The 21,042-nt window shown below is 64.9% G+C and carries 17 protein-coding genes; 1 reads left to right on the forward strand and 16 read right to left on the reverse strand.

What is annotated here, in order from left to right; genetic code table 11:
- Positions 1–6: 6 nt before the first annotated feature.
- Together CA234_RS06830 and CA234_RS06835 are read right to left on the reverse strand one after the other, a co-directional pair.
- Positions 7–696, reverse strand: a complete 690-nt coding sequence (locus CA234_RS06830) for a GntR family transcriptional regulator (RefSeq protein ID WP_126001208.1) — start codon at positions 694–696, stop codon at positions 7–9.
- 41 nt (positions 697–737) lie between these two features.
- The gene (locus tag CA234_RS06835) at positions 738–1,823 is read right to left on the reverse strand and encodes an aromatic ring-hydroxylating dioxygenase subunit alpha (protein ID WP_206431109.1); all 1,086 of its coding nucleotides are present in this window, start codon (positions 1,821–1,823) and stop codon (positions 738–740) included.
- Between the two features lie 681 nt (positions 1,824–2,504).
- Between CA234_RS06835 and CA234_RS06840 the strand changes: the two genes are divergently transcribed.
- Positions 2,505–3,287 (forward strand): aldolase/citrate lyase family protein, encoded by a 783-nt coding sequence (locus CA234_RS06840; protein ID WP_126001209.1) that lies wholly within the window; start codon positions 2,505–2,507, stop codon positions 3,285–3,287.
- 129 nt (positions 3,288–3,416) lie between these two features.
- Here the strand turns inward: CA234_RS06840 and CA234_RS06845 are convergent, their stop codons facing one another.
- The 14 genes from CA234_RS06845 to CA234_RS06910 all read right to left on the reverse strand — a co-directional run bounded on the left by CA234_RS06845 (position 3,417) and on the right by CA234_RS06910 (position 20,792).
- Positions 3,417–5,054: a glycosyltransferase family 39 protein gene (locus tag CA234_RS06845; RefSeq protein WP_126001210.1), complete on the reverse strand. Its 1,638-nt coding sequence runs from the start codon at positions 5,052–5,054 to the stop codon at positions 3,417–3,419.
- The gene (locus CA234_RS06850; RefSeq protein WP_126001211.1) at positions 5,051–6,661 is read right to left on the reverse strand and encodes a hypothetical protein; all 1,611 of its coding nucleotides are present in this window, start codon (positions 6,659–6,661) and stop codon (positions 5,051–5,053) included. Before CA234_RS06850 ends, CA234_RS06845 begins: the two co-directional genes overlap by 4 nt.
- A 44-nt stretch (positions 6,662–6,705) precedes the next feature.
- A complete protein-coding gene (locus CA234_RS06855; RefSeq protein ID WP_126001212.1) occupies positions 6,706–8,043 on the reverse strand; it encodes a hypothetical protein in 1,338 nt (445 codons plus the stop codon).
- Positions 8,044–8,087: 44 nt separating this feature from the next.
- Positions 8,088–8,471, reverse strand: coding sequence for a GtrA family protein (locus CA234_RS06860; RefSeq protein ID WP_126001213.1), 384 nt, complete (start codon positions 8,469–8,471; stop codon positions 8,088–8,090).
- Between the two features lie 2 nt (positions 8,472–8,473).
- Positions 8,474–9,424, reverse strand: coding sequence for a glycosyltransferase family 2 protein (locus CA234_RS06865; protein ID WP_126001214.1), 951 nt, complete (start codon positions 9,422–9,424; stop codon positions 8,474–8,476).
- Positions 9,425–9,426: 2 nt separating this feature from the next.
- Entirely contained in the window at positions 9,427–10,467 is a 1,041-nt protein-coding gene (locus CA234_RS06870; protein WP_126001215.1) for a hypothetical protein, read from the reverse strand.
- 44 nt (positions 10,468–10,511) lie between these two features.
- Positions 10,512–12,488 carry an SLBB domain-containing protein gene (locus CA234_RS06875; RefSeq protein ID WP_126001216.1) on the reverse strand — a complete coding sequence of 659 codons (1,977 nt, stop codon included), beginning with the start codon at positions 12,486–12,488 and terminating at the stop codon, positions 10,512–10,514.
- Positions 12,489–12,539: 51 nt separating this feature from the next.
- On the reverse strand, positions 12,540–13,517 hold the full coding sequence (locus tag CA234_RS06880; RefSeq protein WP_126001217.1) for an NAD(P)-dependent oxidoreductase: 978 nt from the start codon (positions 13,515–13,517) through the stop codon (positions 12,540–12,542).
- Complete coding sequence (locus CA234_RS06885; RefSeq protein ID WP_126001218.1) at positions 13,510–14,172, reverse strand: HAD-IA family hydrolase; 663 nt, start codon at positions 14,170–14,172, stop codon at positions 13,510–13,512. The genes CA234_RS06880 and CA234_RS06885 overlap by 8 nt, the downstream gene beginning before the upstream one ends.
- Positions 14,169–16,013 (reverse strand): thiamine pyrophosphate-binding protein, encoded by a 1,845-nt coding sequence (locus CA234_RS06890; RefSeq protein ID WP_126001219.1) that lies wholly within the window; start codon positions 16,011–16,013, stop codon positions 14,169–14,171. Before CA234_RS06890 ends, CA234_RS06885 begins: the two co-directional genes overlap by 4 nt.
- A 179-nt stretch (positions 16,014–16,192) precedes the next feature.
- On the reverse strand, positions 16,193–17,554 hold the full coding sequence (rfbH, locus tag CA234_RS06895) for a lipopolysaccharide biosynthesis protein RfbH (protein WP_126001220.1): 1,362 nt from the start codon (positions 17,552–17,554) through the stop codon (positions 16,193–16,195).
- A gap of 4 nt (positions 17,555–17,558) precedes the next feature.
- Positions 17,559–18,632, reverse strand: coding sequence for a CDP-glucose 4,6-dehydratase (rfbG, locus tag CA234_RS06900; RefSeq protein WP_126001221.1), 1,074 nt, complete (start codon positions 18,630–18,632; stop codon positions 17,559–17,561).
- Positions 18,626–19,399 (reverse strand): glucose-1-phosphate cytidylyltransferase, encoded by a 774-nt coding sequence (gene rfbF, locus CA234_RS06905; protein ID WP_126001222.1) that lies wholly within the window; start codon positions 19,397–19,399, stop codon positions 18,626–18,628. The genes rfbG and rfbF overlap by 7 nt, the downstream gene beginning before the upstream one ends.
- A gap of 313 nt (positions 19,400–19,712) precedes the next feature.
- Positions 19,713–20,792: a DUF2235 domain-containing protein gene (locus CA234_RS06910; RefSeq protein ID WP_126001223.1), complete on the reverse strand. Its 1,080-nt coding sequence runs from the start codon at positions 20,790–20,792 to the stop codon at positions 19,713–19,715.
- Positions 20,793–21,042 lie beyond the last annotated feature (250 nt).

Below are 21,042 nucleotides of genomic sequence, written 5' to 3' on the forward strand. Positions count from 1 at the left end.
GCTGTCCTATCCCGCCAGCATGCGGAACGCCCGGCGGTTGGCGACCGCCACCGCCGCGTGGCCGCGCATCAGCCGCTCGGCGCGCTCGGCGTCGCCGGTGCGGAGCGCCTCGAACACCGCGCGATGCTCCTGATGCGCCGCGCGTAGGTGGCGGTACTCGCCTTCGAGGTCGTCCCAGTCGAGCGCCAGCGCCGCGGCCGAGGCGAAGGGCAGATGGTTGTTGCGGCCGAGCGCCAGCGCGATCGAGGGATTGCCGCTCGCCGCGATCAGCAGGTCGTGAAAGGCGAGATTGTAGCGGTAGAAGCCGTCGAGATCGCCTTCGGCCAAATGGCCCTTGGCGAACAGCGCGTCGCCCTCCGCCAGGATGGCCTCCAGCTGCGCCGCCTCCGCCTCCGTCAGCCCGCGCTCCGCGACCCGACGCGCCGCCAGCCCTTCGAGCACGCCGCGCACCTCGATCGCGCCGGTGATCGCGGCGGCGTCCACCGCACGGGGGGTATAGCCGCGCGCGCCGAGCTTCTCGACCAGCCCCTCATGCTCCAGTGCGCGCAGCGCAGTGCGCACCGGCATGCGCGAGACACCCAGCGCGGCGGCGGTGGGGATCTCGGCGATGCGTGCGCCCGGCTTGATCGTGCCGTCGGCAATCATGCGGCGGAGCGCGGCCAGCACCTGCTGGCCCGGCTTGGCAGGCTTGTCCATCGCCGGCGCTTAAAGCATCGACGCGGCGCCCCGCCAAGGGCCTAGGCGGCTGCGTCGACCGGCGTTGCCTGCTCGGCGGCGATCGCGCGTTCGATCATCAGCCGCGAGCGTACCCCGCCCGCATCGATGTTGAGCTTCATCAGCCGGCGCTCGGGATAGCGCAGCAGATTGGCCTGCTGGCGCTCGAGCATCTCGAGATCCTCGCCGAAGATCTTGCCCTGGCCCGCGCGGATCGTGTCGGTCAGCGCGCTGTCCGCCACCGCGAAGCGCCGCGCCATGCCCCAGAAATAATGGTGCGAGGTCTCGGTCTCGGGGGTAATGAAGTCGACGACGGTGCTCGCCGCCTTCCAGCGATCCTCGGCATGATAGCCGCCCTTGCCGGCAAGCGCGACGCCCACTTCGATCAGCACATGGCTCGGCAAGGTAAAGCGGCAGATCTGCCAGCGATCGACCGGCTGGTCGTCGGGCAGCCCGGCGCCGCGCAGCGCCATCTTCCAGAAGGGCGGCGCCTCGATCCCGTCCATGAAGCGGCGGGTGACCACCTGCTCGCCCTCGATCAGCGTCTCGACCGGTGCCTCGTCGATCTCCTTCTGGCCGATGCTGGTGCTGTGGACATAGGTTTCGTGGGTGAGGTCCATCAGATTGTCGACCATCAGCCGATAGTCGCAGGCGATGTGGTAATAGCCGCCGCCATAGGCCCAATCGGGGCTTTCGGCCCAGGCGAGGTGATGGAGCCTGGCAGGATCGGCGGTTTCCGCATCGCCCGGCCAAACCCAGAGAAAGCCGTAACGCTCGATCACCGCGAAGCGACGGATGCCGGCGAACTTCTCGACCCGCTGGCCCGGCATCGCCGTGGCGCGCCCGGCGCAGCCCATCACCAGCCCGTGATAGCCGCAGACCAGCTCACCGTCGCGCACGAAGCCGAGCGAGAGCGGCGCACCGCGATGCGGGCAGAAATCCTCGAGCGCGACCACCTGCCCTTCGGCACCGCGGAAGAACACCATGGGCTGGCCGCAGATGGTACGCCCGAGCGGGCGATCGGCAAGCTCGTCGGCTGCCGCCGCGACATACCACGCGTGGAGGGGCCAGGGTGACGCGATATCCTGCATCTGGGGGGATCGACTCATTTCCTCTCCTCGTGTCGAGCACGCTATTGGATCCAATAGACACATGTGCGGGGCGGTTTGTCAATGCGGGTGCAGGCCGCCGCCAGGGTCAGCGCCGCCAGCTTCTCCATCGCACGTTCGCGTAGGTCGGGATCGTCGATATCGGGGATCCTCACGAAACCCGCATGAGGCGAGCATGAAGCGCCGCCAACTCTTCTACGGCAGGTCCTTGCCGTAGCGGCACATGGTCGACGGGGGCAGCAACAGATGACGGACGCGCCGGCCTTTATTGCCATTGTAACTATGCCACATTGCGGCATCTTCTCCGTCGCGCCGATGACGGACAGGTGGACGTGATGCACGAGCGAAACGGAACCGTGCCGCGCCGCGAGAACTACTCCGGTACCGCCACCGATTGCCGCAAATTCGAAAGCGCCCGCTGTTTTCTGCATTGACCAACGGCGAAACGGGGTCCAACGAATATCGCCAAATAATGTTGCAATGTGAAGCCACAGCACGTGCAACGGCATTTGGGTTTGGGTTGATCGGCCGCAGGGCACGGCCTGGTCGGTGCGTGCGAAGCGCGGCTAGGGGGTTTGTTAACCATGTTCCACCACGATCGATCCGATACCCCCGGGTTCGCCCCGGCTTTCGTTTGTTGACTGCTAAAGGAAAATCCTTGTGACTCCGAATGAGCGTAAGATGCTTGATTGCCTCAAGAAGGGGCGCGACCATTACGGTGTCGTTGCCGTGAAGGCAGAGTTCGAAGCGGAGGGCACGCGGCCGGACGAGTTCCTCCGGCTCCTCGAACTGGCGCAGCGCGCGGACCTCAAGGTCGCGCTGAAGATCGGTGGTTGCGAAGCGGTTTCCGATCTGCTCTCGACCAAGATCTACGGCATCGACTATGTCATCGCACCGATGGTCGAGACGCGCTACGCGCTGTCGAAGTTCATCGATGCGAAGAACAAGACCCACGGCCCGAACGAGGAGCGTACCGAGTTCCTGTTCAACCTGGAAACCCAGACCACGCTCGACAATCTCGACGACATCGTACCGCTGGCGAAGGGCAATGTCGACGGCATCGTGTTCGGCCGGGTTGACTTCACCCTGTCGCGCGGCATGGCCCGCACCGCGGTGAACGAGCAGAGCATCACCGAGGCGGTGCTGCAGGTCGCCCAGGCATGCGTCAACAACGATCTGGAGCTGGTCGTCGGCGGTTCGGTGTCGATGGACGCGATCGACGCACTGCGCGAGTTCCGCGCGGTTCGCCTCGACCGGTTCGAGACCCGCAAGGTGATCTTCGACGGTGAAGCCGCGACCAGCAAGTCGCTCGCCGAAGGCATCGCGAATGCGGTCGAGTTCGAGCTGCTCTGGCTCAAGAACAAGCGCGACTATTACACCAAGATCGCGGCAGAAGACGCTGCGCGCATCGAAATGATGGAGCGCCGCATCGCGGTTAACGCGGACACCGCCGCCGCCGCCTGATACCGGCCCTGCCCGCCGGCAACGGTGGGCCGGAGCTACAAGAAAGGCCGCAACCTCCGACGCGAGGTTGCGGCCTTTTCCTTGTCCATCGCGGACAGGGTGGATCTCACCAAGGTGCGGCCGCCAAGCTCAGCGCGGCGGCGGCTGGGGCCCGTGAAAGTCCACGATCGTCACGATCCGCCCGCCGATCTCGCCCGGGCGCGGAACGAAGCGCGTCACGACGTGACCCCGTGCAACATAGTCGCGATAGGCGGCATATTCCTCTGGAAACGCGCTACGTTCGGCTTTGTAACGCTCATATTGGGTCAGGATCGCGAAATCAGCGCGGCACGTGTCGCGCTTGCCCGGAGCAACGGTGCCGTAATCGACATTGGCGCGCGCACCCCGTGCCTGGTCGATCGGTCCGTAGCCGATCTTGCCGCGGAGTTTCGCCGCCGCGTCGACGCAGCCTGCCTCCGCCATCGGGAACAGGAAGTGCCAGGGCTGCGGCAGCAGATCGAAGGCGAAATGCTCGACCAGTACCGTGCTGCCTGCCGGAATGTGCGCGACCGCCCAAGCCGACGCCTGTTGCCGCGTGTCGTGCATTCGCTCGCGCGCCTGCGCCAACGACGTCAGGAAAAGCGGCACCGCGACGGCGCCGGCGGCAACCACGCCCACCGCAACCCGCCAACGCGGACCGACCCAGGCGGCAAGGCTGCACAATCCGAACGCGATGAGGATCGCACACAGCGGCAGAACGGGCATCGCCCAGCGCTCCCATACCATGGTCTGCGCGCACAGCACGATGAAGAAGCTGCACAGCAGCGGCAGTATCAGCATGGCAATCGGCGGCCGGCGCACCGCCGCCGCGATGCCGGGAAGCAACAGCAGCAGCCCGACAACACTCAATCCCGTACGGAGCGGGCCCGTCAGATACCAGCCCGCGTTGAACCAGAGCGGACCGCCGGTGGACCCCAGGTGCCGCACCTGGCTCTCGCCCGTGAGGTTGCGCACCACCGTGGCATGGTCGAGCACCAGATAGGGCGAGAGCAGCGCGCAGAAGCAGAGTCCGAGCAGCCCAGTGGCGACCAGCCGCACCAGGCTCGCGCGCGTGGAAATGGCGCCCGAACGGCGATACAGCCAGATCCCGCCGGCGATGGCGAGAAAGCTCAGCGCGAACGGCCATTTGGTGATGATGGCGCAGCCAAGCCAGAACGCCGCCAGCACATGGTCGCGCCATCGCCCGCGCTCCGCAATGTTCAAGGCCGCGAGCATTGCCAGCAGCATGAAGAAGCACGCCATCATGTCCGATCGGATGATCTGCGAATAGGTGATGTGCACCGGGCTGAGCACCAGGATGGCGGCGCTGAGCAAACCGACCTCCGTGCCGGCCAGCCTCTTGGCGAGGCGATAGGTCAGCACGATCGTGCCGATCGCAAAGACCGTCATCACCAGCCGTCCCGGCAGGATGATCCAGCTCGGATCGCCATAGACTGCAGTGCCGAACGCCTCGACCGAGGCGAAGCGGCCGCAGAGCCAACCGCCGAGGAACACCAGCACGTTCACTACCGCGAGCACGTACATCGTCGTCGTCGCCGGGTGGCCGAACCAGCCGGGATTGAGCGTGTGCCCGCGCAGCATACGGATCGCCCCCAGCTCGAACATCAGTTCGTCAGGGTCGTTGAGCGCGGGCAAGCCGAACCCGATCGAAGACAACCGCAGCCAGAGTGCGACGACCAACAGGAGCGTCAGCGTCCAGCCCGGCTTCCAACCCCAAGGTGCGCTCACGCGCCCTCGATCACGATGTCGGCGGTGCGCGCCTGCGCGGCCGGGCGGTTGCCGATCCGCACCCGGCTGTCGGCCCCGCCGAGAAGCGCGGCATCGTCGAGGCCGCTGGCGTCGATGCGGATGCGGCGGCTTTCCGTATCGAGCTCCACCCCCGCCGAATAGGCAGGCCGTCCGTAGCCCAGCAGCAGCGCCACCGATCCGCGGCCGCACTGGCGCAGCGAGGCGGCGGGCGCCCGCATGTCGCGCGACGCACCTACCCACGCCTGCACCGCAAAACCCTGGCAGCGATCGAGCACCACGGGCGCGACATGCTCCAGGATCTTCAGGCCGTTCACCTGCACGCCTGCACTGTCACGGGCGAGCAGGCCCGCCGCATGGCCGCCGCTGCGGCTGTTGGTGCCGCCGACCAGTTGCCCGCCCTGAATGCTGATCGCCCCCCGTTGCGCGACGCACTGGATCGCTGCCTGGGCCGAGGGCGCGGCGGCGACATAGGGATCGCTGATGTCGATCAGCGCCTGCGGACTGGTATCACGGATGTCGATGCCGATCGCGCCGCACTGGTCGATGACGGGCATGTGCAGGTGCAGATTGACGTGGCCGTCGCGGGCGCGCCCGCCGATCTCCGCGGTCTGGCCGTCGACACGGATGCCGGTCGCTGGGCCCGCTGTCTCGAAATTGGTGATGAAGCTGTCGGCGAAGGCGCCTTCGAGCAGCAGCCCGACATTGTCGCCCAGCGCCGGATCGCCGCCAATGGTGGCGTTGCAATCGGTGAGGAACAGCGAGGCATTGCCGCCCGCCAGCCCGATCGCCTGCGTGCCGTCGAGGAAGAAGCCGCGCCACGGCGCGCCGCGCTGCGTGCCAGGGATCGAGCGGAACGCGACGCAGTTGCTCATCTGCGACCGTACCAGCCCGCGGGCGACGAAGCCGATGCCGTGCTCGGCGGCGCTGATTTCCTCGAAGCGCGCGAACAGCAGGAACTGCGCCCGCATCCCGGCGGGCGGGTTCGCGGGATTGCCGGCCACCGGCGCCGAGCGGCAGAGCGCGATGCCCGTCACCACGATGTTCTGCGGATAGTCGTTGACCATGCGCGGGCGCCTGGCGGGTCCGACACGCAGCACGTCGGCCGTGCCGTTGGTCATCACCAGCCGGGTGCCGGCCCCCGCCACGGTCCCGCGGAATCCCGCGCCCGACACGCGCACGAACGGCCGCTCGATCACCCAGGTGTCGGACAGGAAATAATCGGCGGCGAGCAGGTGCAGGACCGGATGCGCCGCAAGGCACGCGGCGAGCGCGGGCAGGCTGTCGACCGCGCCGTTGCCGGGCGCTGCCCCCCACCATTCGGGATGCGCATGCGGCGTCCGGCTCTGGTTCAGGTCGACGCGCCCGCCGCCCGTGAACACCCGCGCGACCGGCGCGGCGAATTCCCCCAGCACGCGCAGCGTCGCGCCGGCAGCGATGTCGAGCACCGCACCCGGCTGAAGCTGGAGGTCGCCGTCGATCGTCTGGTCGGCGACGACGCGGTGGACTCCGGCGGGAAGGATGCGCCGTGCTGCGCCCGCCTCCGCTTGTACCGGCGCGCCCTTCGCCTCGACCAAGCCGCCGGCCATCAATGCCGGTATCGGCAGGAAAGTCCGGCGCGAGAATGCCCCCGTCACGACTTCGTGACTTGCTCGGGATAGGGGCGCTCGGGCCGCGTCACTCCGGGCAGCAGCGGCCAATCACGACGGTAGCGCCAGCGGTTCTTCCAACCTTGCGCCTTGATATCACGCCACACGTCGGCGATCGTTGCCGCTGAAAGGCTGACGCTTACAAGGACCAGAAGAGCCGGGCGCAGAAACATCCCCAGACCAACACCAAGGTTGACTTCCACCCGAGCACCACCGGCAAGGAAGCTTTCGCGCACCATGGGGGGTACGTAGCTGACAATGATGTCGCCTGGGAGGGCGAGAACATAGCACGTGATGATCGCGACGGGGCGGGCGACTCCGCGCCATGGCTCCATCATGACTAGCAAAAGGATCATGATCTGCGTGTAACCGCCCGCTTCCGAGCTGATCAGCGCCAACGCCGTACCGAGAAACACCGTACGATGAACAGGTACAACTTCAGGCCGGAGCCATGTCGCTACGGCTGCCAAGGCGATGGAGAGCTGCCCCAATCGAGTGACAGCAGGAAAAACGACAAGTCCTACATCTGCCACCCTGGACCCAAGAAAGATGTTTATCGGAAAACCCATCCCCTGAAAGAGATTAATAAGCGGCTGATAGGTAACCGAATACCAAACATCCAAAATATTACCGGAAACAAAGTTGGTCGCGTAACTCGTTATATTGAATATGATTTCGCCAGGCGTGCCTGCGCCAATGATAGCGAACGTCGCCACGTAGATTAAAATTACCGCAATGAGCGCACCTTCGACCCATAGCCAGCGGCGACGCAGCAATTGGGCAAGAATTGCAGCTATTAGATATACTTTAAAGTTAACGGCCAGGCCTGCGCAAAACCAGCGAATGCGCGCAGATCGAACCAATGGACCAAACGCGAGAAGAAAAACCGTATAACACAACAAGATGATGTTGCCGCGATCTACCGCATATAGCATCGGCATGCCGGCGGAGACTGCGATGGCGCGAGGCATCGCCGTACGTCTGTCAATTTTTTTGAAAACCAGCGCCGTAAGGATTATGTTGAGAATGAACAGACCATGGATGGCGGCTATACCAACCCAATCACAAAGGCGAAGGTCGGGGGAATCAACGCCGCTCGTATAGCACTTTCCAATACCTACAATGCGCAGAACAACGAATGACAACGGCGGATAAATCGTTGCCCAATTGTCATACATTCCGGGATCATGAGCCCAATACGCCGTATTGAACCAATCCATGTAGGTGTCGTGAACCTCATAGAAGAAAGGCTGAGGCATGTAGCCATTGAAATACAAACTGAGCATTGCCCTGCCGATAAGCAGCAGGACAAAGAGCCCCATCAGGTACTCCACCCAAAGCGAGCGATATCGGCCAGACGACGCATTCATGCCGCAGCCTTTTTGAAAACCATGCGCGAGAGAAGGAAGTAGTTAATGATGGATACAAGAACTGCAGCCGCCAAACCCGCAATATAAGGAGACGCCACCACTCTCGAAACCGCCGCCAACATGGCGAGACCGATCACGTAATTCACCCCATAAGACAGGGCAAATCGCACCTTCGCGGGTCCTGCATCACGAAATACGTGACGGCTATAGGTAAAGTAATTGAAAGCCATACCAAGCAGATGCGCCGTCAGCTGCGCCAAAAACATGTTCATACCCAGCCATACCAGCAGGGAATACATGCCGAGCCCGAAGGCCGTATTAAGCACACCCATCTGATAGTAGCGCCACAACTCCAACAAGCGAGCGCGAGAAAGCGCCATGATCAATAGTCCGGCGGGAAGTTGATACGCTCCCGCTCGAGCACCAGCGGCGTGCGCCGAGTACGTTCAGAGATGATGCGAACATTGTCGCCGAGCAACCCGATGAAACCGAACAACAACGCGAATTCCGCCTGGACGACGGACGCGATGAACCATCCGGCGATCGGCTTGCCGAGCAGAAATGCAACAAGGCCGCCGACGAGCATCCCGAGCGTCAGGAGCGCGCCGATCGCGCCGATGTAGAGCGGCATGCGCAGCAGCCGCTTCGACGATCCCGCGAGGGCCGACATCGCAAAATCGAACAAGGCGAAGAAATTGTTCTTCGACTTGCCCGCCGCGCGGGGCGCGCGCGGATAGCTGATCGTCTCGAGCCGATACCCGGTCTCGACCAGCATCGCCCGAAAAAAGGGCTCGGGCTCGGCCAAGCGCTTGGTCGCGTCCACTACCCGCTTCGTATAGAGGCCGAACCCGGTCGCGTTGGGAACGACCGGATAGTCGCCGAAGTTGCGCGCCAGCCAATAGGAGAGCCGGCGCATCACCGTCAGGATCGGCCCCGTCTTCTCGGTTTCGCGCACGCCCAGAACGATGTCGACCCCCGCCTGCCAGCGCCGCACAAAATGCGGGATCAGCGTTGGCGGGTCCTGGAAGTCGGCGCACATGCCGATCACGGCCCGGCCCCGCGCTTGATAGATCCCATAGGTCGGCGACCGCATCTGGCCGTAGTTGCGGCTGTTGATGATCAGTCGCACCCGCGGATCGCGGCTGCAGATCTCGCGAAGAATTTCCACCGTGCGGTCGGTCGAATCATTGTCGATGAAGATGATTTCGAAGCTGTGCCCTAGCGGCTCCAGCTCCGCGATCGTCGCGGCACAAATGGCGGCCGCGTTATCCTCCTCGTTATAGCAAGGGATAACGACGGAAACGTCCGGATGCACGAGAATGCCTCCCGACATGGTCAGGCAAGCCCCCGCTCTAGGAGCGGCGGGCGCAGCGTGTAGAACTCGACTGCCAGACCAAGCAGCAGCAGGACCGCTGCCAACCCGAGCGGGATCAAGTTCACCTGGCGCGCGGTATCGATATAAGGCGGCTCGAGCACCCGCACGTTCGCACCAGAGATCAGATCCTCCACCGAGGTTCCCTGCAGGAACCGCTTGTAATTGTCGTACAATGTCTGCGCGAGGGAAAGTTCACGCCGCAGCCGATCGACCTCCGTCGATTGGACGACAACTTGCCCGACAGAACTATGCTCGTCCGGCTTCAGCGAGCGCGCTTCGGCGAGTTGGCTCCGAAGAGCGGCAATCTCAGCCACGACTTGCCGAATGCGCATATTGTCGTCGGTGGCAAACTGGCGCATCTGTGCCAGTTGAACCTCCTTGCCGCGGATTGCCCCTTCCATCTCAGGAATGCGATCACCCGCCGCATAGATGGCCGCTTGCGGGCTCGAATAGCGCGTCTTGAGGCGGAACTGGTCGTAGTCGTTCTGCGCCTTGGCGAGGCGGTCACTCGCGCTTTCGACCAGATCCATCAGAACCTGACGCTTGTAGGCGGTCTGCTCGCGCGCGATGCGGGCCAGTTCCTTGCGGACAGCCTCGCCATAGGCGGCGATGACCTTGCGCGCGAAATCTGCGTCGCGATCCTTCAGCTCGAACTGGACAATGCCACCCTTCAGCGATCGGATATCGACATGGCGATCGAGCCAACGATGCGTTTCTATCCGGTTGCGCTTCAGCAGCGCCGGCAGGTTCACCTCTTTAGACACGGTTTCGCGAACGAACTCGCTGCGCGCCACCCGCATGCTGATTTCGACAGCAGCCTGGTTACCGAACACGCTGCCTGCAGCGCCCAACTGGCTCAGCGTCCCGCTGAGGCCCAGGCTGCTCGGATCGGTGGGGGTCAGCGTCATAGCCGCGCGATAGCGTTCAGGAAAGAACGCAAGGACGAGGAAAATCGCGATCAGGATGAGGAGCGCGATGCGCCGCCATAGCGGGTTGCGCACCAGCGGAGCGGTCGCGAGCGTTCCGACGAGAGAGCGAGGAGGTGTCATCGGCTGACCGCCGCAACTGCGGCCGCGGAAAGGCCGAACTGAAAGATGATGGCGGAAATGTCGCGGATCTTTGCCCAGACCGAGGACGACTGGGTCTTCAGCGGAACGAAGACCGTGTCACCCGGCAGAACCTTCGCCTTCAGCGCACCGCGGCGTTCCGTCAGCACCGAGCCGTTCGCACGAACGACGAAGATTCGGCCCTTGTCGGCACCGCGAATTGGCCCGCCAGCGCGTTCCAGATATTCGCGCACGGAGTTCTTGTTCGTCGGATCGAGCAAGAACGATGCCGGTCGATACACGGCACCGAACACACCGATGGTCTCAACGCGCGGCGGCACGATGATGTGGTCGTTGTTCTCCAGTGGCAGATCGCTCGGCAGGGTGCCCCCCACATTGCCGATGTTCAGGACCAGCCGCCCATCGGGCTGCTTCGCCTTCAGCTGGTCGAGGAAGCTGCGCGCCGCCGTGAGCTGCGCCTGACGCTGGCCCGCATCCTGCAGCGTATCGCCGGCGAGCGGTGCCGCTGCCAATGAGACTTCCATCTGCTCCAGCGCTTCCTGGAAGCTGCGACGCTGCTGCGATCGCACCGACTCACGGAAGAAGCGGGTGCCATACACATAAGCGCGCGAAGTCAGCCCGCCGGCCATCTCGAGGACCTTCGAAAGCGGGGTATTTGGCGGCACGTAATAATTGCCCGGCCGATTCACTTCGCCTTCGATCCGGACCACCGCCTGCTGCCGTTCCAGCGGCCGCACGATCGAGCCTTGCGGCAGCAGCTGGATGATGTCGCCGGCTTCGGCGCGTTCCGCGCCTGCGAGGGCGCGATCAATCATGCGGCTGCCGACGGTGTCCTGATCGGTCTGCCGATACAGGACGAGGCGCGACGGGTCGGCGAGAACCGAAGGGCCGCCCGCGAGAGCCAGCACGTCGGCGACGCTTTCGCCATCCTTCATTTCATAGATTGCCTCGTCGTTGACGCTACCGATGACGGCAACCTGCTTGCCGACGGCGGGAATGAACAGCACGTCCTCGTTCTGGAGCAATGGGTCGTGCGACCGATCGCCCTTGCGAAGCAGCTGATACAAATCGAAATCGGCGACTTCACGACCATTGCGATACAGCTTTACCGATCGGAAGCTGCCGCCAGCCGCAGGTCCTCCGGCCGCCAGCACGGCGTTCACCAACGTCGACAGGCTCGTTACCGAATAGGCACCGGGGTTGTTCGCGAAGCCCGTAACATACACGCGTACGCCGCGCAACGCACGAATGCTGACCGACACTTCATAGCCGCGGAACTGGCGGCCGATGGCGGTCGAGATGCGGTCCTTCAGGTCGCGGTAGCGAACACCGATCAAGCTGACGGAACCGATATTCGGGAGAAAGATCTTGCCGTCACGGTCGATCTCGCGGTCGACACTACCGTCGACCGAACCCGTCATGGAGATGGATACCACGTCGCCTACGTTGAGGGCATAATCCGGCGGGATCGTCGTCGTCGCTGGTACGGTGAAGTCGCGCGCGCTGGCGATCAGCAAGTCGGTGCCGTATCTCCGCAGCGTGCGCCCCGTAACGCTCTGCGCCCATTGTTCGAATTCACCCGGGGCAGCGGGCTTCTTGAGATTGACGCTGGTGAGATCGAGCAGGCCGTTCTCGCCGCGGCGCGGACCGGCGCGATAGCCGTTTTCTGCGTCAATGCTGTTTGCGTCGTTACCGCTGACCGACACCGGTTCGTAGGGACGGGTAGTGGCCTGGCCGTCGGACGAACGGCGGTCGCTCGAAATCGAGGAATCGCTCATCGGAGGCGAAGACTGCGATTGGTCGCCCTGCCGCGCCTGCGCAGCCTGTGCCAGCGCCGTGGGATCGACAAGCTGCGCGAAGGCAGGAACCGGCGCCAGCATCAACGCACCCACCGATACCGATCCAGACAGGCGAAGCACCGCCGTCTTCGCGCTGGACTTGATGGTCACCGTCATGAAAATCTCAATTCCTTCATTCGTCGTCTGCAACCGCCGCCCGCGCCAATATCATGCGACTGGCGGGGATGCCAGCACCGGCGCCACGGCCTGCACATCGCGCAAAAATCTTGCCGTTTCAAGAACTTGCCGACCCAGCGGAACGGCTGCGATGCGATGCTGCGCGAGCAGCGCGGCATAGGTCGCGCCATCGCCGACATAGCGATCTGTCGATTGCTCGGTGATCAACGCTCGTTCGACCCCCGCGCCTCCCAAGGTCTCCAACACCTTCGCGGCAACGGCACCCAATTCCATTACTTCCCCCCCGGAATCAAATTGGACGACGCCCGACGTACTCTCCCCCATCAGCGACAAAATCAAGGAGACAAGTTCGCGGATGGCGACATACGCCCGGAACACCTCGCGCGGCGCCCGGACCGCGATCGGCCGCTGCGCCAGCGCATCAAGGATGAAATTGGCGATCGCATAGGCAGCATGCTTGTTGATGTATGGCCCGGTGATGTTGAAGATTCGGCCGATCACGGCACGCCGGCCGGACTCCTCGGCCCAGGCGGCGAAGCGGCGTTCGTCCGCCAGCTTCATTTCGCCATACAGCCGCATCGCCGGGCTTGCCTGGGGATCGTCGATCTTGGTCACCGCGCCCGAGGAGGCAACGAACAGCGCCTCCACCGGCAAGGCTCGCGCTGCCGTCAGCACGGTCGCGCTGATCGCGTCGTTGGCGGCGCGATACGCCTCCTCGCTCAGCGTCTCCGCGCGGTCCTTGGTGAGGAAGGCGAAGTGGAACAGCCAGATGCGCTGCGCCTGCAGCTTCGGCAGCTCCGTCAGCGGCGCCTGCACCACCTGGCGTCCGCTCTGCAGCGTCAGCGTACGGGCCGCGCTGCCATAGCAGGAGACGCGCGCATCGAGCCGGTCGCCCAATGCCTTTTCCAGCAGATCCAGCGTGGCCAGCCCCAACCATCCCCCCGCGCCAGCGAGAACGATGTGCTGCTCGCCCTCCGCCAGAAGCCGGGCGACGGCAGGTTCAAGCATGGACCGAGCCTATCCGTTCCGACAACGCGTTGGTGAAGGTGGAAAAGCAATCGAAACAGTCGGACTCGCCGGGGTCCCATTCGGGATCGGCATAGCCATAGGTCATCAGGTAGAAGCCCATGCCAGCGTCCCGCGCGACCGCATGGTCGAGCTCGCTATCGCCCACGAACACCGCTTCCTGCGGCGCGCAGCCGAGGCGATCGGTCACCGCGCGCAGCAGATCGGGCTCGGGCTTGGGGCGCAGGCCCGGCTGGCCACCGACCACGACGTCGAAATAGGGCGCGAGCCCGGTATCCTCGAGCACCTTGTCGACCAGATTTTGCGGCTTGTTCGAGCATATCGACAGGCGCAGCCCGGCCCGGTGAAGTCGCTCGATCCCGGCGGCGACCCCGGGGAACAGGCTTTCGCGCTTGGTGACGTGACGGGCGTAGCGCGCGCGGAAGTCGGCAAGGTCGTCCGCAAAATGCCGACGCGCGGGCCCCAGCAGCGCCGAAACCATCTCCGCGCCGCCGCTGCTCATGTGCAGCCGCGCCTCGACGGGATCGATCACGTGCATGATGCCACGATCACCGATCATGCCGGTGAGGATCGAGACGCAGACCTCACAGCTGTCGACCAGCGTGCCGTCGAGGTCGAAGATGACGTGCCGGATCACGGGCGCATCGCCTCGGCCAGTTCCTCCCGCGGGAGGAAGGGCGAAAGATCCTCGAGCGTCGGCGACACCATCGTGCCGTCCTCCAGGCGCCGCGAACTGAGCTTAGGCGCGAATTCCTGCCGCTTGTCGATCATCACTTCGCACAGCTGCGCGCCCTCGCCGTCCAGCGTGGCGCGGATCGCCGCCGAAAGATCGGCATGCGTCGCGACGTTGGACGAAGGCAGGCCGAAGCCCGCCGCCAGCTTGGCGAAATTGGGGAAGGACAGGCCGCTGTCGGGGCCGCAGCCGACGATGTTGTCGGGGAAGTGGTTCTGCTGCGACTGGCGAATCGAGTGATAGCCGTCGTTGTTCAGCACGAAGATCTTCACCGGCAGCTGCTGGCCGACGATGGTCTGCAGCTCCTGCAGGTTCATCATGATGCTGCCGTCGCCGGCAAGGCAGATGATCCGCCGGCCGCCGCCCGCCTGATAGGCGCCGATCGCCGCCGGCAGGTCATAGCCCATCGACGCGCAGCCCGAGTTGGTGAACAGGCGCTGGCCTTCCTTGAGGTTCGCCGCCTGGAACATGGTGACGCACGCCGTGCCGTCGCCGGAGACGATGATGTCGCCTTCCTCCAGCTCGCGGAACAGCAGCTCGCCGAAGACATACGGATTGATCAGCCCGTCGGTCTCCCAATATTCGGGGAGGACCACCGGATAGCGCGCCGCGCGCTCGCGGCTGCGCGCCAGAAAGGCGGCGCGTGCCTCGGCCTTGTCGTCTTCCGGCAGCGGCAGCGCCGCGGCGACCGCGAAGAAGGCGCGGAGATCGGCATGGATCGGACGGTGGAGATTGAGCGTCGGCTTGGCCAGCTCGGCCCCGTCGATCTCGACCATCGCGACGCGCGCGTTGCGGGCGAAGCTCTGCCAGTTGTAGCTGATCTGGCGGATATTGAGGCGCGAGCCGAGCACGAGGACATAGTCCGCGGTCTGCACCGCGAAATTGCCGCCGCGATCGCCCACGGTACCGGGCCGGCCGACATAGAGCGAGTGGGCGTTGGGCAGCGTGTCGTGCGCGTTCCAGCCGGTCACCACCGGCACGCCGAGGCGCTCGACGAAGCGCAGGAACTCGGCATGCTGGCCCGAGATCCGGACGCCCGCACCGACCAGCACGACCGGCCGCTCGGCGGCGCAAAGCTCAGCCAGCGTCGCTGCGACTTCCGCCTCGAGCGCTGCACCTTCGAGCAGGCCGAGTTCGGCGCGGTTGTTCGGCACTTCGCCCGCTTCGTCCAGGCTGGCGGGATCGAACGGCTCAAGCGCGTCGAAATCGACCGGGGCCGCCTGCACGTCGATCGGCACGTCGATCCATACCGGACCCGGCCGCCCCCGGCGCGCCAGGTGGATCGCCTTTTCGACGACCTTGCGGGTGTCGAGCGGATCGTTGAGCACCACGGCATATTTGGTGATGCCGCGCACCATGGAGACGATGTCGACTTCCTGGTCGCCCAGCTGGCGCAGCGGGATCGCCGGATAGTTGCCGGCATAGGTCTCGCGCTTCACCTGCCCCGACACGACGATCATGCCGATCGAATCGACATACGCGCCATATACACCATTGAGCGCATTGACGCCGCCCGGACCGGTGGTCACGTTAACGACTGCGGGCGTACCGGAAAGACGACAATAGGCCTCGGCCGCGATCGCGGCGGCTTGCTCGTGATGGGTGAAGACCTTCTTCAGGCCCTTCTCTCGGCCGAAGGCATCGTTCAGGTGCATCGCACCGCCGCCCGTGAGCATGAAGCAGTCGGTGATCCCGTGCTCCACGAGCATCCGGGCGATGAGATCGGCTACGCGCGTTTTTGCCATGCTATTCGAACCAGCTCACTTTTTGCCGTGAAGATCCTCATCATTGTAGATGCGAGTTCCTTAACCGGCCCGATATCGTTGATGTTTGTCTACGGGATTTGACCGAACGTACCGGCCCTTTGCTGGTACCTGTCTGCCGGGGGCGCCCGCCTGCGCCACCCGGCCCTGTCACGCGTGCGTCAGGCGCCCTGACGCAGGAAGAGCGCGATCTGCTCGACGATATAGTCGAGATGATCGGCGGTCAGCCCCGGATAGACGCCGATCCAGAAGGTGTTGGTGGTAACCAGATCCGCATTGGTGAGATCGCCGACCACGCGGTAGTTGCGGCCCTTCATATAGGGCTGGCGCAGCAGGTTGCCGCCGAACAGCAGGCGCGTGCCGATCTTCTTCTCGTTGAGATACTGGACCAGCGCCTCGCGATCGATGCCGCTTTCCGGACGGATCGTGATCGGGAAGCCGAACCAGGACGGCTCGCTGTTGGGCGTCGCCTCCGGCAGGATGAACACGTCCTCGTGCGCACGCAGCCGCTCGGTGAGACCGGCGAAGTTGCGGGCGCGCGCGGCGATGAACCCGTCGAGATGGCCGAGCTGCGAGAGGCCGACGGCCGCCTGCATGTCGGTGATCTTCAGGTTGTAGCCGGCGTGACCATAGGTGTACTTGTGGTCATAGCCCATCGGCAGCGTGCCGAGCTTGCGGGCGAAGCGCTTGCCGCAGGTATTGTCCTGGCCCGGCTGGCACCAGCAGTCGCGGCCCCAGTCGCGCATCGATTCGATCACGCGCTTCAGGCGCGGCTTGTCGGTGAACACCGCGCCGCCTTCACCCATGGTGATGTGGTGCGCCGGGTAGAAGCTGAGCGTGCCGATATGGCCGAAGGTGCCGACGCCCTGGCCGTTATAGGTGGCGCCCAGCGCGTCGCAGCAATCCTCGACGACCCAGAGATTATACTTCTCGGCGACGCGCATCACCTCGGCGAGGTCGAACGGGTTGCCCAGCGTGTGCGCGATCATGATCGCGCGGGTCTTGTCGCTGACCGCCGCCTCGATCATCTCGGGCTTGATGTTGTAGGTCGGGATGTCGACGTCGACGAACACCGGGGTCAGGCCGTACTGCAGCGACGGGTTGACCGTGGTCGGGAATCCGGTGGCGACGGTGATGACCTCGTCGCCCGCCTTCAGCGCGTCCCCGCGGAAATAATGCGAGGTCAGCGTCGACAGCGCCAGCAGGTTCGCCGACGAACCGCTGTTGGTGGTCAGCGCGTGCGCGACGCCCAGACGCTTGGCCAGCTTGGCCTCGAATTCCTCGTTGAAGCGGCCGGTGGTCAGCCAGAAGTCGAGCGAGGAATCGACGAGATTCCGCATGTCGCTCGAATCATAGACCTTGCCCGAGACCGGCACCAGGCTCTCGCCGGGGATGAAGGTCTTGGGCGCGTGGAAGCGCCGGGCATATTCCTCGGTCAGGTTGAGGATCAGCGAGCGAAGCTGGCCCTCGTCGCAATCTTCGGCCAGCGCAGCCGGGTTGGCAGCCAGTTCCTGAACAGTCATGATCCTACTTTCTCCCCGCCAGCACGCGGTCCAGCTGCTGGCGATATGCGTCCAATTGGGCACTCGATGTTTCAAACGCATTTCCGCCATCGGCGACGGCACGGTGCCAGTCGACGATGTAGCGCAGCGCTTCTTCCAGCCGCAGCGCCGGGCGCCAGCCGAGTTCGGTGCGCGCCTTCGAGCAATCGAGCTTGAGGATCTTCGCCTCGTGCAGTTGCGCCTGCTCCTCCGTGCGCCAGCTGGCGCCACCCCAGGCGGCGCACATGCGATCGGCGATCCAGCGCACCGGCTGGGTATCGTCGTCGGCCGGGCCGAAGTTCCAGCCGGTCGCCGCCCAGGCCTCGCCCGCGGCGAGGTGCTGCGCGATCATCAGATAGCCGCCCAGCGCCTCGAGCACGTGCTGCCACGGCCGGATCGAACCCGGCGAGCGGATGAACGGCGCCTCGCCCGCGATCAGCGCGCGGATGATGTCCGGGATCAGCCGGTCCGCCGCCCAGTCCCCGCCGCCGATGACGTTGCCCGCGCGCACCGAGGCGAGTTGCGGCCCGTTCGCGAAGAAGCTGCGGCGATAGGCCGCAATGATCAGCTCCGCCGCGCCCTTGCTGGCGCTGTACGGGTCGTAGCCGCCCATCGGGTCGCTCTCGCGATAGGGCCAGACCCATTCACGGTTTTCGTAGCATTTGTCGCTGGTGACGCAGACGATCGCCTGCAGCCCGTCGACCCGGCGGCAGGCGTCGAGCACGTGCGCGGTGCCCTGCACGTTGGTGGCGAAGGTCTCGACCGGCGTCTCGTAGGAGAGGCGCACCAGCGGCTGCGCGGCAAGGTGGAACACCACCTCCGGTTGCGCCGCGGCCATCGCCGCCTCCACCGCCGCCATGTCGCGGATATCGCCTTCGACATGGGTGACCATGTCGGCGATCCCGGCCTGGCGGAACAGGCTGACCGGCTCCGCCGGCAGCGAGAGGCCGGTGACCTCGGCGCCCATGCGGGTCAACCACAAGGCCAGCCAGCTGCCCTTGAACCCGGTGTGGCCGGTCAGGAATACCCTGCGGCCACGCCAGAAATCTTCGTTTACCATGATTTCCAGGGAGCTCCCTGCGCCCAAAGCGCTTCGAGGTGCTGCTTGTCGCGCAGCGTGTCCATCGGCTGCCAGAAGCCGTCATGGCGATAGCCCATCAGCTCGCCCGACGATGCCAGGCGCTCCAGCGGCTCGCGCTCCCAGATCGTCTCGGGCGCGTCGATGAGGTCGACCACCGAGGGATCGAGCACGAAGAAGCCGCCGTTGATCAGCCCGCCGTCGCCGGCCGGCTTCTCGACGAAGCTGCGTACGCTGTCACCCTCGAACTCAAGCGCACCGAAGCGCCCTGGAGGTGCGACCGCGGTGATCGTCGCCTTGCGGCCATGCGCACGGTGGAAGGCGAGCTGCGCCGTCACGTCGATATCGGCGACTCCGTCGCCATAAGTGAAGCAGAAGGGCGTGCCCGGCTCCAGATACTGGCGAACGGCGCGCAGGCGACCGCCGGTCATCGCGTCCATGCCGGTCTCGACGAGCGTGATGCGCCACGGCTCGCTCCAGTTCTGGTGAACCTCCATGCTGTTCTTGGAGAGGTCCAGCGTCACGTCGGCAGTATGCAAGAAGTAATTGGCGAAATACTCCTTGATCATATACCCCTTGTACCCGAGGCAGATCACGAAATCATTGATTCCATGGCTGGAATAAATCTTCATGATATGCCACAGAATCGGCATCCCGCCCACTTCCACCATCGGCTTGGGACGCACGGACGTCTCTTCGCCTAGGCGGGTTCCCAGCCCCCCGGCTAGGATAACTGCTTTGACCGACATGATATTCCAGTAACTAAGATGACTTTGCCCGGGCCTCCGTGGAAGCATCCGGTTTGCGTGTCAAGTTCTCTCTCAGACAGCTTGTCGCACGGTGGTAGCGGAATCGGCCGACAACGCGTGCAGGAAGAAGATGAGGGGCAAACGCCGCGCCCCGATTTCTTCGACACCAGCGGCCGCGTCGACATCCATCAGCAACGACGCAGAGTTGTAACACTGCAGCGCGACCTGGAGCGGTGCGACCTGCGCAACGCGGACGATGGCCAGATTCCGGTGGCGGGTTCGCGGTGCTGCGCCTCGGTCGCCTCCGCCGCTGCTAAACCGGGATCGCGCCCGCCGGCAGCCGCCCGGCATAGCCCGGTATCTCCCAGGCGACGTGGTGGACCAGCGGCGCATCCGGCAGCGTGCGGCGGCGGAACAGGTTCGCCCGCCATTCCCAGCGCTGCTTGGCGAAGCTGTAGCGCTTCTTGGGCACGAATTCCGCCAGCGCCCAGAAGAAGGTCATCGTCCGGTCATGCAGCGTCGCGGTGGGCGACGCGGGGGCATAGCGCGGGCTGGTCTTGCCGAGCACTTCGTCGAGCCGTGCCTGGTCGAGCAGCAGGCCCGCGGCCCGCGCCTCCTCCGCCATCCAGGCGAGCGGATATTTCGACAGGCCGCTGTCCGCCTCGGGCCAGCCGCCGCCGACATCGCCGTGCCAGCCGGGGAACCACACCTGCCTGATGTCCCGGCCGGGCTCCTCCTCGAACCAGTTGACCCGGAAGAAGCCGCGGCGTTCGTCGAGCGCCATCGCGTGGCGGATGATCGCGGTACCGGGGACCTTGCGGGTGTAGGGCAGTGCCAACGGATCGCCGATCCAGCCGACCGAATTGACCGTATCCCACACGCCGAGGAAATGGGTGGGACAGTCGCGCCCGGAGATGGTGTTCTTGAAGTCGGCGGCGAGCTGGAAATAGTCTTGCTTGTCGGATTTGCGCCCGGCGCGCCGGATCGCCCACATCATCTCCACCGCGAACGGCACCAGCGCGTCGTTGCCGGGCGCGGCGAGGCCGTACATGGACAGCATCGCCGCCACCACCCGGGCGGTATAGGCGCCGCGGCTGAAGCCGAACAGGAACACGCGGTCGCCCGGCTGATAGGCGTTCATCAGGAAGCGATAGGCGTCGACGATGTCGTCCTGCAGCCGGTAGCCGAAGGCGAGCCCCAGCCACTTGCCCACGGTGCTGCCCACCCGGGTGCCGATTCCAGTCGGCGCCCGCGTGCCGATGCCGGGGTGATAATAGACCGCCTGCCGCGCCGGATCCTTTTCCAGCGCGTGGAAGAGCTTGATCACGCTGGTGCGATCCTTCGAGAATTCGTTCGAAGTACCGTCGCAGCACAGCACAAGATTGCGCGCCATTTTCTCCGCCTCCCCGACTTTCCCGATCGCATGCCATCGTGCCCGCTTTGCGCAACGCTGTCACGATCCGAAGCAACGCCCCCCGGGTCCTCTGTCGCACGTCCACCGGAACGCTGGCGGAAAGGGGCAGGTGCTGCGCCGGATCGCCACGCGATGATCGCTCGCGCGCGCCGCCCCCTGCGGGTTCGCGGCGGAAGCCGCCGGCGAGGCAGCCGTCCGCCTTGCCGGGTGCCCTTCCCGCCGCATCGGG

Source organism: Sphingomonas sp. ABOLE (genome assembly GCF_003950455.1).
Classification (GTDB): Bacteria; Pseudomonadota; Alphaproteobacteria; order Sphingomonadales; family Sphingomonadaceae; genus Sphingomonas; species Sphingomonas trueperi.